Annotated in this window: 14 protein-coding genes; 3 read left to right on the top strand and 11 right to left on the bottom strand. The window is 29.6% G+C overall.

The annotated features are described in order from the left end of the window. Positions 1 to 5: 5 nt before the first annotated feature. Positions 6 to 137: a hypothetical protein gene (locus tag IO99_RS19690; RefSeq protein ID WP_278245262.1), complete on the top strand. Its 132-nt coding sequence runs from the start codon at positions 6 to 8 to the stop codon at positions 135 to 137. 54 nt (positions 138 to 191) lie between these two features. Here IO99_RS19690 and nifJ read toward each other — a convergent pair whose 3' ends face one another. From nifJ to IO99_RS14615, 7 genes are all read right to left on the bottom strand, one after another. Continuing rightward, entirely contained in the window at positions 192 to 3,710 is a 3,519-nt protein-coding gene (gene nifJ / locus IO99_RS14645) for a pyruvate:ferredoxin (flavodoxin) oxidoreductase (protein WP_035134731.1), read from the bottom strand. 280 nt (positions 3,711 to 3,990) lie between these two features. Beyond that, complete coding sequence (locus tag IO99_RS14640) at positions 3,991 to 5,394, bottom strand: vWA domain-containing protein (protein ID WP_035134729.1); 1,404 nt, start codon at positions 5,392 to 5,394, stop codon at positions 3,991 to 3,993. Between the two features lie 6 nt (positions 5,395 to 5,400). Next, positions 5,401 to 6,534, bottom strand: coding sequence for an ATP-binding protein (locus IO99_RS14635; RefSeq protein WP_035134727.1), 1,134 nt, complete (start codon positions 6,532 to 6,534; stop codon positions 5,401 to 5,403). A 13-nt stretch (positions 6,535 to 6,547) separates the two neighbouring features. Next, positions 6,548 to 7,351, bottom strand: coding sequence for a hypothetical protein (locus IO99_RS14630; protein ID WP_035134900.1), 804 nt, complete (start codon positions 7,349 to 7,351; stop codon positions 6,548 to 6,550). A gap of 237 nt (positions 7,352 to 7,588) precedes the next feature. Next, positions 7,589 to 8,818 carry a sensor histidine kinase gene (locus IO99_RS14625; protein ID WP_035134725.1) on the bottom strand — a complete coding sequence of 410 codons (1,230 nt, stop codon included), beginning with the start codon at positions 8,816 to 8,818 and terminating at the stop codon, positions 7,589 to 7,591. Then, complete coding sequence (locus tag IO99_RS14620; protein WP_035134724.1) at positions 8,805 to 9,554, bottom strand: LytR/AlgR family response regulator transcription factor; 750 nt, start codon at positions 9,552 to 9,554, stop codon at positions 8,805 to 8,807. The genes IO99_RS14625 and IO99_RS14620 overlap by 14 nt, the downstream gene beginning before the upstream one ends. A 41-nt stretch (positions 9,555 to 9,595) precedes the next feature. Beyond that, the gene (locus IO99_RS14615) at positions 9,596 to 10,315 is read right to left on the bottom strand and encodes an accessory gene regulator B family protein (protein ID WP_035134722.1); all 720 of its coding nucleotides are present in this window, start codon (positions 10,313 to 10,315) and stop codon (positions 9,596 to 9,598) included. A gap of 379 nt (positions 10,316 to 10,694) precedes the next feature. Between IO99_RS14615 and IO99_RS14610 the strand changes: the two genes are divergently transcribed. Next, positions 10,695 to 10,877 carry a hypothetical protein gene (locus tag IO99_RS14610; RefSeq protein ID WP_035134720.1) on the top strand — a complete coding sequence of 61 codons (183 nt, stop codon included), beginning with the start codon at positions 10,695 to 10,697 and terminating at the stop codon, positions 10,875 to 10,877. A gap of 207 nt (positions 10,878 to 11,084) precedes the next feature. On the opposite strand, the gene IO99_RS14605 is transcribed toward IO99_RS14610, so the two are convergent. After that, positions 11,085 to 12,401: an HAD hydrolase family protein gene (locus IO99_RS14605; protein WP_035134718.1), complete on the bottom strand. Its 1,317-nt coding sequence runs from the start codon at positions 12,399 to 12,401 to the stop codon at positions 11,085 to 11,087. 965 nt (positions 12,402 to 13,366) lie between these two features. On the opposite strand from IO99_RS14605, the gene IO99_RS18495 reads away from it, so the two are divergent. Then, complete coding sequence (locus tag IO99_RS18495) at positions 13,367 to 14,248, top strand: nitroreductase family protein (protein ID WP_051824168.1); 882 nt, start codon at positions 13,367 to 13,369, stop codon at positions 14,246 to 14,248. A gap of 71 nt (positions 14,249 to 14,319) precedes the next feature. Here IO99_RS18495 and IO99_RS18490 read toward each other — a convergent pair whose 3' ends face one another. The 3 genes from IO99_RS18490 to IO99_RS14580 all read right to left on the bottom strand — a co-directional run bounded on the left by IO99_RS18490 (position 14,320) and on the right by IO99_RS14580 (position 17,706). Beyond that, a complete protein-coding gene (locus tag IO99_RS18490) occupies positions 14,320 to 15,120 on the bottom strand; it encodes a MerR family transcriptional regulator (RefSeq protein ID WP_051824167.1) in 801 nt (266 codons plus the stop codon). Between the two features lie 80 nt (positions 15,121 to 15,200). Then, positions 15,201 to 15,659, bottom strand: a complete 459-nt coding sequence (locus IO99_RS14585) for a GNAT family N-acetyltransferase (RefSeq protein WP_035134716.1) — start codon at positions 15,657 to 15,659, stop codon at positions 15,201 to 15,203. A gap of 31 nt (positions 15,660 to 15,690) precedes the next feature. After that, a complete protein-coding gene (locus tag IO99_RS14580; RefSeq protein WP_035134714.1) occupies positions 15,691 to 17,706 on the bottom strand; it encodes a penicillin-binding transpeptidase domain-containing protein in 2,016 nt (671 codons plus the stop codon). Positions 17,707 to 17,803 lie beyond the last annotated feature (97 nt).

Raw genomic sequence — 17,803 nt, 5'->3', positions numbered from 1 at the left:
CTTTTATGGAGACTTTATTTGCTTTTATTCCAATGTTAATTATTTTACCCATAATTTTATTGTTTTGGGGTTTAGGTATTTATGCACTTGTACTTATGATTAAAGCTTTAAAAATTTATATTAATAAAAACTCATAATGTATCTAAATTATAGAAGACCATATCATAACTATGACATGGTCTTCCAATTTTTTATTCTTGAGCTGATAACTTCTTATAGTTATTATATCTTTCCATAGCATCTGCTTCTGTTTTTGCAAATAATTCCTCTGCTACTTCTGGGAATACTTTAGCTAAGGATGCATATCTAACCTCACCTAATAAGTAGTCTTTAAAGTTTCCATTTGGTGCTTTTGAATCTAAGGAGAAAGGATTCTTAGTTCCTTTTAAATCTGGATTATATCTATATAAAGTCCAATATCCACACTCTACTGCTCTCTTCTGTTCTTCTTGTGAATAAGACATTCCAGCTTTAATACCATGATTAATACATGTAGAGTAAGCTATTATTAATGATGGTCCATCATAAGCTTCAGCTTCTGAAATAGCTTTTATAGTCTGATTTTTATCTGCTCCCATGGATACTTGAGCTACATATACATAACCATAGCTCATAGCCATCATTCCTAAATCCTTCTTCTTAGTTCGCTTTCCTGATGCTGCAAACTTAGCTACTGCAGCCGTTGGAGTTGATTTTGATGATTGACCTCCTGTATTAGAATAAACTTCTGTATCAAAGACTAATACATTTACATTTTCTCCTGATGCCAATACATGGTCAAGGCCACCATATCCTATATCATAAGCCCATCCATCTCCTCCAAATAGCCATTGAGATCTCTTAACAAAGAATTCTTTATCTTCTAGTATCTTCTTAGCTATTTCACTATTTTCTTTCTGAAGAACTTGGGTTAGTTTAGTTGCTCTATCTCTTGTACCTTCACTCTTATCCATGTTATCTAACCAATCCTGCAACACAGACTTAGCTCCCTCTGAAATATCCCCACTTAGAGCTTCTCTTATATTCTGTGCAATTCTTTCTCTTATGGTTTTAACAGCCATAAACATTCCAAAACCATACTCAGCATTATCTTCAAAGAGTGAATTAGCCCATGCTGGTCCATAGCCTTCTTTATTAGGTCTATAGGCTGTTGAAGGTCCTCCTGCTGCCCAAATTGATGAACAACCAGTAGCATTAGCTACCATCATTCTATCTCCAAATAATTGAGTTACAAGTTTAGCATATGGAGTTTCTCCACATCCTGCACATGCACCTGAGAATTCAAGGAGAGGTTGCTCAAACTGGCTACCCTTCACAGTATTTTTATTCAATGGATTCTTCTTGTTTGCAACTTTTTCTACAACATAATTCCAAACTTCTATTTGATCATGTTGACTATCCTGCGGCTTCATAACTAAAGCTTTTTCTTTAGCTGGACAAACCTCTGCACAGTTTCCACATCCAGTACAATCTAAAGGTGTAACTCCTATATGGAAGAACATTGGAGCTTCAGTTTTAAGAGCCTTGGCTTCTAGTAACTTCATATCCTTTGGAGCATTTTCTTTTTCTTTTTCATCTAATAGAAAGGCTCTAATAGTGGCATGTGGACATACATATGAACATTGGTTACATTGAATACAGTTCTCTGAAATCCACTGCGGCACATTTACTGCTATTCCTCTCTTCTCAAAGGCAGTAGTACCTGCCATGAAGGTACCATCATCTACTCCCTCTCTAACCAATGTAGAAACTGGAATAGCATCTCCTTCCATTCTATTCATTGGTTCTACAATATCCTTAATAAATGCAGGATAATCCTTCATTATATCTAACTTATCATCCTTAGCATCCTTCCATTTACTTGGAACTTCTATTTTAGCTATAGAATTTATTCCTGAATCAATGGCAGCGTGGTTCATATTTACAACTTTTTCACCCTTCTTACCATAGGAAGTTATAACTGCTTCTTTTAAATATTTTACTGCATCTTCAATAGGTATGATATCTGCTATCTTAAAGAAGGCAGCTTGCATTATCATATTTATTCTTCCACCTAACCCAATTTCTTGGGCTATTTTAACTGCATTTATGATGTAGAGCTCTATATTATTTTCTGATATATATCTTTTTAAGTCAGCTGGTAATCTATCTTCCAAATCTTTTTCTGTCCATTGAGTATTTAAAAGGAATTTTCCACCCTTCTTTAATCCTTGTAATAAGTTATAGCTATAAACGTAGGATTGGTTATGGCAAGCAACAAAATCTGCTTTGTCAATGGTATAGTGAGATTTAATTGGTTTATTACCAAATCTTAAGTGAGAAACAGTTATTCCACCTGATTTCTTAGAATCATAAGAGAAATATCCTTGAGCATACATATCTGTATGATCTCCAATAATCTTTATAGCACTCTTATTAGCTCCAACGGTACCATCAGAACCTAATCCCCAGAACTTACATGAGGTTGTGCCTTCTGGCGTAGCATCTATATCTTCCTTTGGCATTAGTGATGAGTTTGTAACATCATCAATTATTCCTATAGTAAATCTATCCTTAGGTTTATCTTCTTTTAGGTTTTCAAATACGGCAGCTATATGAGCTGGAATTGGATCCTTTGAACCAAGTCCAAATCTTCCACCTACTACTAATGGAGCATTTTCTTTTCCAAACAGTGCTCTTACTACATCTAGATAAAGAGGTTCCCCTATAGAACCTGGCTCCTTAGTTCTATCAAGTACTGCTATCTTCTTAACTGTACTTGGCATAGCTTTTATAAACTTCTCTATAGAGAAAGGTCTATAAAGTCTTACTTTTACAAGTCCTACCTTTTCTCCCTTAGCTCTTAGATAATCTATAGTTTCCTCAACTACTTCAGATACAGAACCCATTGATATGATTATCCTATCTGCATCCGGTGCTCCATAGTAATCAAAACAGTGATATTCTCTTCCTGTTAGTTTTGTTATTTCACTCATATAATTTTCTACTACAGTAGGTATATCTTCATAGTATCTATTAAGTGATTCACACATTTGAAAATACAAATCAGGATTTTGAGCAGTTCCTCTTGTAACTGGATGATCTGGATTTAAAGCATTTTTTCTGAATTCATCAATAGCTTTATAGTCCACTAGTTTTGCAAGTTCCTCCTGCTCTATAACCTCAACTTTTTGTATTTCATGGGAAATTCTAAAGCCATCAAAGAAACTAAGAAATGGCATTCTAGCCTTTATAGCACTTAAATGTGCTACTGCTGCTAAATCCATAACCTCCTGAACAGAACCTTCTGCAAGCATTGCAAATCCTGTTTGTCTTGTAGCCATAACATCTTGATGGTCACCAAATATACTTAAGGATGACGTAGTAAGAGCTCTAGCTGCAACATGTATAACTCCAGGTAATCTTTCTCCTACCATCCTATACATGTTAGGTATCATAAGTAATAGACCTTGTGATGCTGTATATGTAGAAGATAGAGCTCCTGCTTGTAAGGAACCATGCAATGCTCCAGCTGCCCCTGCCTCAGATTGCATCTCTACCACTTTAACAGGATGACCAAATATATTTTTTCTTCCCTTAGCGGCCCATTCATCTACTAGCTCTGCCATAGGTGTAGATGGTGTAATTGGGAATATAGCAGCTACTTCTGTAAATGCATAGGATATATGTGCTGCTGCTGTATTACCATCCATAGTCTTCATTTTTCTCATGTTATTACCTCTTTTCTTACAGTTTAAATATATTGGTATGAAGGTATTTAGAACATATATCTAATGTCTCAATAGCCTTTTGTTACTTTGCTCTAAGTTATAAATTTTTAATTTTTACTCTTATACCATTTATATGTTGAGCTAAATGAGTAGATATTATGTATATCATTAAAATTTATTAAAGACTTATTACTTAACTATAAAAAAATTAGGCTTTCACAAAATAGAGTTATCCATTTTATGAAAGCCTAATTGGTAAAACTATATAATTTTTAATACTCTATATTGTAGGTTCAACACTATTCATAGACCAACCATCATTTCTTACGTCATGTATATCTATAAACTCATCCTTCTCTTCTATAGCCTTAAGCCTCTTTACTACTCCATAAGGCTCCTTTAAAGATAATTTATATCCTCTGCCTGATATTATCCATAAAGTTCTATAACCTTTTGGAGTAACCTTTAATTTATCTTCGCCTTTACCATCAGTAAAGTATATAAGTAAGTTAGTGTCAGTGTTATTTATATATTCAAATACAGGAGTAAACTGTGTTCCTCCCCCTTTAGTAACCCTTTCTCTTATATCCTTTACAGACTTAACCTTATATGCTCTTTTAATATTGCTATCACACTCTATTATAGTTACTTCACTATTGTAATTTTTTACTATTGAAAGTACTTCTTTCATAGCTTGCATAAATTCAGCATCACTTATACTTCCACTTATATCTATAGCTACAGCAATTTTAGCCCTATGCCCTCTTAACTCCCCTTTTAAATCTAATCTATTAGGTTGCCTTCGACTTCTTCTTGTTACAGTTTTCTTCTTACTACTCTCTAAGGTTCCCATTATTTTTTTCAAATAAATATTCCATGGGATTTCATTTTCACTTCCCTTTAAAGTCTTTAGCATAGCTTCTATCTCTATTGGAAGCTTTCCTTTACTAGAAAGGTCTGCAAATTTCTCAGTAAAGGACTTCAGAGTTTTATCATCTATATCATCAGATTCATCCCAGGTATCATGAGTCTTTTTAGGATCATATTCATCCTTAGTATCGCCTTTAGAATCATCCTCTTCTCCTTCTTTGTCCTCTTCTAACAAATCCAATTCTCCTTGAATTTCTCTCACATAGTACTCCATAGAATTATATGGCTCTAACTTCAAATTATATTTTGTATTTACCCACTCTAAGGTAGTTGCATAGGCAGGTAAGAAATCAATATATTGATTTGCCACTATGTCCATAGCCATATTAACAGCTAAAGTACTGTACTTTCTTCTTAACTCCTTTGCTCTTACCAAATGTAATGCTAAAATATGATGAATTTCATGTTTTATTGTTCCTTGCATCTGACTCAAGTTGAGTTGTAAAAATATAAGAGGATTAAAATAAATTATATATTTAGCTCCCTTAAAACTAATAGATGTAGGTGTAGCTATATCATATCTTATTTCTCTTTTTACCTGAAATAAAAAGTATCCATAGAAATTTTCCTTATCTTCCATCATGGCTAGATTTACTCTATCTACTAATTTATAAAACTCCATCTTTAAGTCTTCTGGCATATCTACTACAAATTTTTCGCCATCTCTTCTTGCTTTAAACATCTCTCCACCATTAACTATATTAGTTACCCTATTATAAAGCTTAGCCCTCAATTTTTCAAAATTCTTACTCATGGCTATCTACCCTTTTATCTCAGTATAAGCTGCAAAGTAATTCTCTACAAAGTCTTCATTTTCTAATATGAAGTTATATATACTTTTTTGACTTTCTCTCATATCCTGCATAATTCCAATCATCAAATCTACTGGATAAAAGCTAAGAAACTCTACAAATCTATCTATAACTCTCTTTATAGCTGCTCCTTCTAGCTCTTCAACTTTGCTGCTAATATAGTTTATTATATTACTTCCTGTTAAATATAATCTAGTGTGGCTCTCATTGGATATCCTAATTTTAACCTGCTCTGATAAAACTTCTTCTTCAAATACTTCTTCTGGAGAAATTAAAGCAGTATTATCCGACTCCATAAAATCCATAAGTTGCTCTGCAATAATTCTTCCAAGATTCCCCCTTAAAACATTTAAAAATACTCTTCTTGGTATACTATCTTTATTTTCTTTATATAACTTATAACTTTTAGACACTCTTTCAAAGCTTCGTGGGGTAGCCCTTATATCATCCTCGTTAATACTGTGTAGATGCTCTGGAAAAGTAGATATGAATTCTATTACTTTTCTATCAACTTTATTTTCCAAAGCCCATTTAATCCAACCCTTTGCGTCACTTTCCATGTTAAGCCAAACAAAGCGATTTTCTTGGGCAGCATCCATATCTACTACTTGATAATCAAAGTCTGAGCCGTATTTACTGGATGGATTCATTGCAGCCAATATCTTTACTTTATCGTGAAGCTTATATCCATTTATTTCTCTATTTAATATCAAATTCATAAGCTCTTGTTGTACACTATGCTCACACCTATTTATTTCATCTATAAATAAAAGTACATCTTTACCTTCTAAAATAAGATTATCTATTTCTCTAAGCTTTGTATGAATAGCATAGATAGTTGTCTTTTTACTTACTACTCTTCCATGTTCATCTTTAATAGTATATTCTTCCACTGTAGGGAGTCCACCTATTTCACCCTCCTTTAAAAGGTTTCCATCTATAACAACTAAACTCCATTCTCTTTGTCTCGCCAAAGTCTTTGCAAGAGCAGTCTTGCCTATTCCACTCTCTCCTACAATAAGAGGTACTTCATTAGTTTCTATTACAAGCTCTACACTTTTTAATGTATCATTAAAGTTCATTTGCATTATCCTCCTACATAATCTTTAGCTTTTCATCTATAGCAACTCTTTTTGCTCTACTACTTCCATACTTATGAATAAATATAATCTTATCCATAGAAATATTATTATACTTTTTATTTATACTTTCACAATTGATAAAATTTCTTACATAGCTCTCTTCTATATCTTCACTAGATAATCTTTCTTTTAATACTCCTTCAAGCTCTTCTATAGAAATATCTTTTATAAGATATTTAATTACTAGTATATTTTCTTTTAAAAATATTATCATCTTTTCTTTATCTAGATTATGAACAAACTTAATAGCAGCTTCATTATTTCTAATGGCAGATATCTCAGCTTTTTCACTAGGATTATTAATATACCTTAGGGCATCATAGCTAATATTTACAGCCGCTAGCTGCACCTCTTCACAAGGATTTTCTATATACTTAATGGAATCATAGTTTTTCTCAATAGCCAACCTCTGAAGATGACAGCTAGGATTCTTTATATACTGAATAGCCCATCCCTTTTGTTCAATCCCTAGATTTACTAGTTCTTCACTTGGAGCATCTATATATTTTAAAGTATTCCAGCTTTCCTTTACTGCATACTCTTTCATTTCTAAGGTAGGCTCATCTATAAATTCAATAGCATTTATATTACTCCTCAATGCTTTTATATTCATTTCCTCTGTTGGATTTTTTATGTACTGTAGAGACATTCCATCCTTCTCTACAGCCAAAAGCTTCATTTCTTCTGTTGGGTTCTTTAAGGTTTTTATAATAATTGGATTCCTCTTTACCATTTCTATAGCTCTATTATAATCCATACCCATATTCCTCCTAGGTTCATAGCTCATATAAGATTTGTAAAAATCTTATAACTCCATAACATTCACTAAATAATAGCTTTATTAAGTAATAATAATTCTCCATTTAATTATATCATTTTATAGTATATTTAAAAGCACTTTATTGAATATTTTTATTATAATTTCTTCAAGGTATATATGATTATTCTAAAAAAAATGAATATCAAAATTAATTGATATCCATTTTCTAAGTTTTTAAATATGTATTTCAACAGAAAGCATATCGTCGTCTGTTTCTATTAAAATATTTCCTTTATTACCACTCACTATTTTTTGAACATTATGTAGTCCATAGCCCCTACTAGAACCCTTAGTTGAATATCCCTCTTTAAACATTGAGGATATATTTATTTTATTCATATCTTTTACAGTGTTTTTTATAGTGATAATATATCTACCGTTAGTTGAATAATCTTCATCTATATATATCTCAACTAATTTATTTGGACTCTCCTTAGCTGCTTCTATAGCGTTATTTAATAAGTTAGTTAATATAATTACCATATCTGATTGACTAATCTTTATATTATTCAAGCTATTTTTAATGTTACACTTTATATTTACATCAGCTTTTTCTGCTTCGCAAATTTTACTATAAATAAGAGCTCTTAAAATTATATTATCTATAGTCATTAGCTTTGTTAAAGTATCTTTATAAGTTATATCTTCTATATACTTCTTTATTACTTTATTAACTTCATCATAATTTCCCACCTGAAGGGTTGAGTATATCACATTTAAATGATTTTTATATTCATGTTCACTAGCCCTTAACTTCTCAATATACTCATTTAAAATCAAATTATATTTATTTTGAATTTCTAATATCTCATTCTCCTTCATAATTTTATATATATCTCTACATAAAATCATAGTTATTATAATGAATACTAACAATGCTGAAAATAATCCAATTCTTAATCCACTGCCTATAAAATGACTATCATTTATAAATATTAATATAGTTAATATTAGAAATAAATTCACTATTCCTGTTATAATAATTTTAGTACTTATCTTAGGTATAGTTGAAATATTCACCTTAATATATTTAGTAAAATAATATATAGTACCTAAGGTAATTGTAAATACACCCACTAATGTTAAGGTTAAATTTATACTTTCTGTATTAATATCTAGTATACCTACTATAATTCCTACAATACTTTCTGCTATCATTAAAACTAATAATGATATAGTTATCTTTATTAGAGCTTTATAAAAAGTGTCATTATATAAAAATTTATTTATGAATGCATATATTATAGTTAAAGCTCCTATAGTAACTACTGGTATTTTTATAACAGTACCAAAAACATATGCTAATATAATAGAAATTAAAACATTTTTAATATTAATTTTATCAAATAAAATATTGCAAATCATACCTAGTGTAAACAATTCTAAAAAATTATTTATACTCATTTTCATACCCTAAAATCTCAAACACTTTTTCACTAAAACTTATGGATAAATCAATAACTTCACTAATGTTAACAAAATGTACTTTCCATAGCTTAGTATACATCTTGTCTATTTTCTTTATATATTTAGTGTTTACAATAAAGGATTTATGACATTGCACTATACTATTTGATTCAATCATACTTAACAGTTTTCCTAGAGATAACTTTGCATAAATTATTCCATTCTTAACTGTTACAATTTTGCACTTCCTCGGTATATACTCAACAAAAACTATATCATCGTGATATAGTTTATAAGTTATCTTACTTTCTATAGTTATCATACTATACTTTCGGTTGTCATTTTTCTTAACATTTTCTTTCATAAACACATCTATGATTCTTTTAATATCTTCTTTACTATAAGGCTTTATTAAAAAAGGCTTTATTAAAAAATCATAGCAGTGTATATTTTTAAATGCATCTACCATCTGATAACCTTGACTTGTTATAAATACTATTCCTTTTAATTCATAACCCTCCATAGCTCTAATTTTTTTAGCTATATCTATCCCAGATCCATCTGGTAAGTTGATGTCAATAAAGAATAAGTCAATATTTTTTTCATTAATAATTTTTAATGATTCTTTAAATGAATGTGCCGTTAGGAGCTCCACATTATTATAGCTTTCTTTAATTAGGTTAGACAAATTATCACTTTGAATAATATCATCTTCTATTAACAATAATTGCATCTTCATCACCCCTAACAATTATAGCACATTTTAGATAATTATTATTTACTTTTTTCTCTTAATTCCAATGGTAATTCAACTTCTCCCCAAAAGAATATAGAAGAAGATTTTAATGCTGCTTCTCCTACTCCTATACTAGCATTAGTTAATACATCACTCATAAGTTTCTTTAAATCGAATTTTTTTGTTAAATTTTTCATTACAGATTTCCCCCTGTTATTCATATAATATTCATAAATCATATATGTTCCAAATAATAATACAAGATTTATGTATACAGAATTATTTATTACTCTTACTAAAGCATATGTGAATAAATATATGAAGCTTGTCCTTAATTTTAATTTTAAAATTACTTTAGGCGCTTCTATTGCTTTAATCTTAGTTCTGTATTTAGCAGTAAAAATTGTAGCTATAACAGATACTAATATTAAAACTCTTATGAATCTTGGTATTATTACTATAGAAGATAAGAAGTACATAATTAAATATATTCCTGTAGTCTTTATAAAGCATGTTATAAAGCTATTACAATGTCCACCTCCAAGTTTAGTTCTAACTCCTAAAATTAATACTGTAATTATAAAAAATTCAGGTAATCTTTTTAGTATAAGAGATATTAAAAGTATTATAATGAATTTAATCCCTTCACTGATAAAAACCTCTACCCCATATCTAATTCTATCAAGATAATATATATCTTCTATATTAGATTCTGTGGCAATAAAATTCACAATTTTTTTTACTAAAATACTAATCATAAAACCCCTTCTTAATTTTAAGTTTTAACAAAATTATACACCATTGTTATATGTTTTATTTTGAATTTTCACGAAATTACTTATTTCGTACCTGAAATTCCTTATTTTTCACACTTACACTTTATTTTACATTAATTTTTAACTTACATGTTCGATATTTGACCTTTCGTTCCAAAAATCACATCCCAAGATTATTTTAAGCTATAATCATATATGAATAACACACTTATATAGAGGTGGTTTAATTACAACACCAGTAAAATATTAATAGAAATAATAATCTCAAATTCCTTTCATTAATATACATAAAGCACCTCTATATTCATTTTACACTAAACTTATATTTATAATTAGAATCTTTTATTGTGAGGTGCTTCTGATGAAATCTATCAAAAAAGATTTAAAATTAGATTTGATAGCTTCTATTGTAGCTATATTGATTTTCTTATTTTCAGTACCTAGATTAATAAAGACATCTGACCTTACTACCATTGCATTTTTAGGTATTTGTGTATTACTACTCCTTATATGTAACTTGCGTAAAATTCATAGTAATGATTAGGTTATTATTATAATAAATTATATTCAATAATTTAACTTAATATATGTAATTAACCAATTTAATTGTAATTGTGACTATAGAGTGTAAAGTCAATGTCCCCTATATAAAAAAGAAAACACAGTAAAGTTTCTAATCTTTTAGTACTTTACCGTGTTTTCTTTTTGTTGATAAATAAAAATAATGAAGCTTTAAATTTAATATATTAGTTTAATAATTAATTACTTTTGAATAAAATATTTTTTTAATAGTCTTTACTACAGAATCACTTTCACTATCTCCTATGATTTGTGAATTATTTTCTTTAACTGTAATAGATGCATTTTCTACTACATATCCTTCATCTGCTACTTCAAGCATAGAACTATCCTGTTCTACACCAGCAAATACAACTACTTTCTCACTTTTAATCATCTCTCTTAACTTTATCAAAGCGCTTCCTCTAGATGTTTTACCACTATACACTTTTAAAATATAGTAATCTTCGTTATACCTTTCATATATAATCTTGATGTTTTCATAATCGCTACATCCTTTAAGCCTATTATGTAGTATTTCTATTTTATCTATCTTATTAATAACCATGATGCAAATTACATCTAGCCCTTGTGGTAGTTTACTATATATATAATTTTTCAATGGAAGTACTTTCTCTAAATTATAAAATCTCTTTTCTTCTTCATTAGTAAAATTACCATAATAAATGTGCATCACATCATTAATTATAGTATGAGTAAAGGTGTTTATAGATAACTCATCACATATATTTAAGATTCTTTCAGCTATTTCATTATTTATTCCTTCATGGTAAACATAGCTTTTCTTATTAAAATCATATATTGCTGCTCCATTCATTGTAATTACTGGTAACTTAATATCCATACTACTAACTATAGGTGCTACAGTTTCTGGAGTTTTATCTGTTACTAATGTCACTAGTGCTCCTTCTTCTATCATTTCCTTTAGTTTTACCTTAGTATAAGCACTAACTTGATTTTTAGAATCCATTAAAGTATTCGTTAGTGTACTTACAAACAAAATTTTAGTATTTCTCTTCTTAGGTAACCTCATAGCATTGACCCCTAACGCTACAAAAATCCCAATTAAAGTGTCTATAATTCTATTAATAGTAAATGCATAAGGAACTACATCATCTCCATGATTTATAGCCACACTTAAAAATACTACACAACTAATATAGGATGCTGTTTGTCTTTCAAGTAATATAGTAGTATATATTAAAGGTATGATAGCTACAGATGTTAATAGATATCTTAGTTGTGGCATAGATTCAGGTATAAATCTTCTTTCTAATAATAACACTATCACTCCAAAGGCACCTCCAATTAAAGTCCCAATGGTACGATTTAAACCAACCTGCTTAGTACTCTCCACACCTTGTTGCATGCATAAAATTGCCGCTATTGCTGAATAGAATGGCATTCCTGTGCCTCTTACTAAATATATTAAAAAGCATATAAAGACTGCCACTGCTGATTTTATAATCCTCATTCCTATCCTTGGCATTAAAATCCCCTTCTTTAACTAATAATTTATAATACATTATATCATGAGTATTTATAACTTTTTATATTTAAACGTATTCTAATTTTACATATAAATATTCAAATATTCTTTAAAACCTAATGAATTTTAGTTATTCTGAAGTTTACATACATAATTAATATTGACATTCATCATGTTTTCCATATATAATTATTCCAATTATATGGAATTTCTTGTCATTACCTTTATAAAATAAGTATAAATATAAATATAGGATTTTAAGGGGGAGAAACTCATGCTTGAATTTTTTAAGCTCATACCTATAATTATTATGATTATATTTCTTTGTTTGGGAATTGGTGTCTTTCTACTTATTAATAAGATATTTAAATGACGTATTTATCTAAGTTTTGATTTGGCTTTTATAATGAATAAAGTTATATCTTATTAGATAATATAAATATATAAACTTAATAGGAGGTTCATAAATGAATAGCTTAAATTCTAAAGAATACCTTTTAAAACTAATTGATACTTCTGATTTACTTTTATGCTTCTTTACTGGAAAATGTTTTTGAGGAAATGATGACCTGCTTTGTAAAGTAGATGACTTGCTTTCTAATTATCCTAAGGCTAAATCTATAAAAATTAGTATTGATGAATTTCCTTCCTTGTGTGCAGAATTTTCAGTTTTCATAGCCCCTACAATTTTACTTTTTACTCAAGGAAAAGAAACCCTAAGAGAATCTAGGTTCATTGTCATGAATGAGTTAGATAAAAATATAAATAGATATTATAGCTTATTATTTTAATAATATCCTTTTCAACCTTTTAGTAATTTATATAATAACTAAAAGGTATTTTTTATATCTTTACTTAAAATAATTATTAAAATTATTTTATATTTGTATAAACATCCTTGACTCTATAGTGCCTATAGGGTTTAACCTTTGAAATATAAAATATTAAATTTAGGAGATGATTTTATGAATAAGGAATATTTAAATGATACTATGAAATTATTATGTGAACGTGCAAGTTGTCGAAGCTTTCTAGATAAGAAAATTCCTGACGAGCTATTGAATGAGATTATATCTTGCGGTTTACATGCTGCTACTGGAGGAAATCTTCAACCTTACTCTATAATAAAGATAACTGATGATAAGACTAAGGAACGTTTAGTTAATGAATGCGATATGCAATCACTAGTTAAAAATGCACCTGTTAATCTTCTATTCTGTATTGACTGGAGAAGAATTCAACGTTGGTGTGAAGCCTCTGATGCTCCTTTTGTAGCTACCAAGAGTTATAGACATTTTTGGATTGCTCTTCAAGATACAATAATATGTGCTCAAAATATTTGTACTGCTGCTGATTCTGTAGGTTTAGGTTCTGTATATATAGGCACAGTAGAAAGTTGTTTTATGGAATTAAAATCTATATTTAATATTCCAGAAGGCGTATTCCCTGTAGTTCTTTTAAGTATTGGATATCCAAATCAACCTTTAATTCCTGCTCCAAAGTTAGGCATAGAAGCCATAGTTCATGAGGAAAGCTATAAAGACTTAACTATAGACACTTTAGTAAAGCTACAAAATGAAAAGTACAATTCTAAAAAATTTCCCCTTAGTCCAACTAATATGGCATCAATGAAAGAAGTGACTTTAGATATAGGCGGAGAAGATTACAGTAATAAGATTATTACATCTATAGAACAGCAAGGTTATATTAATATGGCCCAAAGATATTTTGGTCTTCACTATAAAGCAAATTGGTCTTGTATAGGAAATAAGAATTTTATAGAAGCTCTTAAGGCATATGGATTTACATGGATTATGGGAGAGGACTTTCCTACTGGTGACAAATAAATATTAAAATTAAAGGATATAATTAATCAATAAATCACCAATTATATCCTTTAAATATTTCACGATAATTATTATTTCAATAATAGCTGAATCTGTCTCACCCATTTTTCATTATTATCAGATATGTTTGGCCCTATAATCAATTCTTCTATACCGATTCCTTGTAATTCCATTTTAGAAGATTTTATATATTTTAATAAGCTATGATAACTTTCTTTTAAACTGTCTCGACTACCTATATGGTCAATGACTCCATAAACCCCTTCTTTTAATGTGTATTTATTCTTAGAATCATTTAGCTTTTCTTCTTTGCTAAGAGCCAGATAACTTTTAAGATGAGTTTCTCCTTTATCATTAATATTTATTAACCTTGACGGCTTAAACATAACTTCTACACTAATACTACAATTTCTATCAAAACTTACCAAAGACCTTATTACATTATCTATAGTGCTATTTTCATTTACGTCTATTAAATATCCTTCCCTTCTTTCTAATACCATAATTCTCGGCTCTGTAGAATAATTTCCTTCCCTTAAATCATTTATATTTTTTAATTGCTCTTCTACATAACAAGAAACTTTTTTTAAGTTCTCTATGTTTTCATCAATTACATTTTTTAAATTATTAAACAATTTTTCTGTTTCACATATATCTCCACTTAAAACCTTCATAATTTCACTAAGAGATAATCCCGTAGACTGTAATGCTTTTATTTTCCACAATCTCTGACTAGAAGTACTATCATAATATCGATAACCGGACTTAGAATCTACTTCTACAGGAACTAATAATCCAATATTATGGTAGTACCTTAGAGTTTGTATGTTTATATTATGTAGTTTAGCCATTTCACCTATACTAAATTTCACTTCGTTTTCACCTCATATATTAAATAAAATTAAATTATAACCTTATAAGAAAATAGGAGACATATTACTGCCTCCCATTGTTAACACTGCTCTAAAATAATAGTTCTACTCCGGAATCCAAGCCTCTCATAAAACTTAAGTACATCCTCATTTCCTACAGCTACTCCAATTATTTTTTTATTAACCTTGTTATCATCTAGCCATTTAATGGCTCTTTTAATAAGTTCATCACCAATGCCATACTTCCTATATTCAGGCTCTATATATAAAGAACTAACTTCTCCTACAAGACCACTATTTATTGTAGAAACACAATATCCCACATATATTTTTTTATCTTTGTCCTTAACTAGATTAATATTTATATTGTCCTTCTTGTAAATAAGGAATCCATTACTTCTTTCCTTAAATGAGAGCTTCTCATATTTTTCTTTAAAATTTATAGATTTATTTTTATGATGATTATTAAGCTTATCCCACAGTGGACCTACATATTCTAATAGTTCCTTTGAGCCTGAAATAATTTCAATATTTAGCATTTTAGACACCCTCTTTAACTATAATAAATATCTATTTTTTCAAATAAAACTCCATAACATTTTTAACCATAGCTGTTGGTATTCCACTGCCGCCTCTATCCTTTACATCTTCTATTATCATAGATATGGCAACTTTAGAATCATCTGTGTTTACAGCTACAAACCATCCATTTTCTTTACCCGATTCATCTTTTTGGTCTTTCTTTATCTCTGAAGTTCCAGTTTTACCAGCTATATTAAATCCATTTACTTTTGCAGTGGTAGCTGTTCCATCTGCATCATTTATTACAGCTGAGAAAGCATCTACTAAAGCAGGTACTTTTTCTGCCTTTATAGCATTTTTCCAAACTTTTGCTTCTGGATTTTTTCCAATGTTAAGTCTTGGCTGCATTATATCTCCATTGTTTCCTAATGCACTATATGATAATGCAATATCTAATGGTGACATAAGCACCTCACCTTGACCATATCCTGTGTCAGCAAGAAGTATTTCTTTACTTAAAGTATTATCATTACTAATTTGAGAAGTCTCCATTGGGAAATCAAAACTTATCTCTTCTCCAATACCAAAGTTTTTAGCTCCATTTATAAAGGCATCTGCTCCTATATTCAATGCTACTCTTGCAAAATAAATATTATCTGAGTATTTTGTAGCTTCTTTTAAGTTTATAGCCTTACCAGGATCTTTTACTCTCGTAACCTTATATCCACCCCATGATGAATTATTTTGCCAATCTAATCCCTTAATATCCATAGTTTCTCCTGGATTAAGTGCGCCTACATCCAATCCTATAGCCGCTGTAACTAGCTTCATTGTAGAGCCTGGTGCGTATACATTATTAAACCTATTGTCAAACTGCTGACCATCAAGCTTTTTCCACTGTTCACTTAAGAATTTTGTTTTATATGTTACAAATATATTTGGATCATAGGAAGGTGAACTTACCATAGCTAAAACTTCTCCAGTTTTAGGGTCTACCGCAGTAGATGCTCCCTTCTCACCTTTCATTTCACTATATATCTTACTTTGAAGCTCTGGGTCTATTGATAGTTTTATATCCTGACCATTCTTTGCTTCTGTTTTAGCTAAAGTTATTTTTTCTTCTCCCTTTTCAATGTATATTTCTCCACCATCTTGGCCCCTTAATATATCTTCATAAACCTTCTCAAGACCAGCTTTTCCAAGGAGACTTATTTGTGAATAACCCTTATCTTTATTATTTTCTATTTCTTCTGCTGTAATGGCTCCCACATATCCTATTAGATTTCCAAAAGCTTCTCCTCCGGTGTAAACTCTGGAGTTTTTATTGTTTATTTGAACGCCTTCAATGGTGGAAAGCTTATTTAACTTTTCAGAATCAGATTGAAGTACAGATACTATTGGTACAAAATAATCTGGGTTAGTATTAGCTGCTAGCTGTTCTTCTATATATGACTCACTTATGTCTAATATATTTGCCATAGCTGTTATTTTTTCTGACTTTTTATTTTCAAATTTACTTGGATGAATCCCTACAGACTTTACTATATCATCTTGGGCTAAAAAGTTCCCATTTCTATCTAATATACTTCCACGTTTAGAATAATAATCTTCTACCCTCACCTTATCATCTGGTTTTTCCATTTGAGGGAATATTAAACTCTCATTCCACTTTACCTTATACCCGTCCTCTTCTTTAACTAAAGTTGCTTTATAATCTTTGATATCTACCTTTCCTGCCACTGTATCCATGGTCATAGTAAATGGTATCTCCAATGACTTTTTATCTCTTTCCTTTTCTCCTACTATTTGAATATCCATATTACTAGCTACAATAGCGCTATATATATTAGTGTATCTTTCTAAAAATTCTTCCTCGTTTATATATGCTTTTGATTCCACTGAAAGCATATTATACATACTTTTAAAATCTTGCTTAATCCAAGCATTTTTATAAATGTTAAAGGCATCCTTTATTTCATCTTTCTTAGAGCAACCTGTAAATAAAGCTATACCTATAATTATAGTTCCAATAATTAAGCTTAGTTTCTTTAAATTATTTTTCATTGCTATCCTCCTTATAAAATGTATTTTCTTACTGGGTATTTCACAGTTTAAATATAAGCTTATCTATTCTACTCAATAAATAAACTACTACATCTAT

The sequence above is a fragment of the Clostridium sulfidigenes genome (genome assembly GCF_000732635.1).
GTDB lineage: Bacteria > Bacillota > Clostridia > Clostridiales > Clostridiaceae > Clostridium_J > Clostridium_J sulfidigenes.
The sequence above is the reverse complement of the archived record's forward strand: the minus strand, read 5'-3'. Positions and strand labels throughout refer to the sequence as shown.

Bases quoted from the DNA above. Each gene is read 5' to 3' on its own strand.
- IO99_RS19690 (WP_278245262.1), top strand. From the start codon at position 6: ATGGAGACTTTATTTGCTTTTATTCCAATGTTAATTATTTTACCCATA.
- nifJ (WP_035134731.1), bottom strand. From the start codon at position 3,710: ATGAGAAAAATGAAGACTATGGATGGTAATACAGCAGCAGCACATATA.
- IO99_RS14640 (WP_035134729.1), bottom strand. From the start codon at position 5,394: ATGAGTAAGAATTTTGAAAAATTGAGGGCTAAGCTTTATAATAGGGTA.
- IO99_RS14635 (WP_035134727.1), bottom strand. From the start codon at position 6,534: ATGAACTTTAATGATACATTAAAAAGTGTAGAGCTTGTAATAGAAACT.
- IO99_RS14630 (WP_035134900.1), bottom strand. From the start codon at position 7,351: ATGGATTATAATAGAGCTATAGAAATGGTAAAGAGGAATCCAATTATT.
- IO99_RS14625 (WP_035134725.1), bottom strand. From the start codon at position 8,818: ATGAGTATAAATAATTTTTTAGAATTGTTTACACTAGGTATGATTTGC.
- IO99_RS14620 (WP_035134724.1), bottom strand. From the start codon at position 9,554: ATGCAATTATTGTTAATAGAAGATGATATTATTCAAAGTGATAATTTG.
- IO99_RS14615 (WP_035134722.1), bottom strand. From the start codon at position 10,315: ATGATTAGTATTTTAGTAAAAAAAATTGTGAATTTTATTGCCACAGAA.
- IO99_RS14610 (WP_035134720.1), top strand. From the start codon at position 10,695: ATGAAATCTATCAAAAAAGATTTAAAATTAGATTTGATAGCTTCTATT.
- IO99_RS14605 (WP_035134718.1), bottom strand. From the start codon at position 12,401: ATGCCAAGGATAGGAATGAGGATTATAAAATCAGCAGTGGCAGTCTTT.
- IO99_RS18495 (WP_051824168.1), top strand. From the start codon at position 13,367: ATGAATAAGGAATATTTAAATGATACTATGAAATTATTATGTGAACGT.
- IO99_RS14585 (WP_035134716.1), bottom strand. From the start codon at position 15,659: ATGCTAAATATTGAAATTATTTCAGGCTCAAAGGAACTATTAGAATAT.
- IO99_RS14580 (WP_035134714.1), bottom strand. From the start codon at position 17,706: ATGAAAAATAATTTAAAGAAACTAAGCTTAATTATTGGAACTATAATT.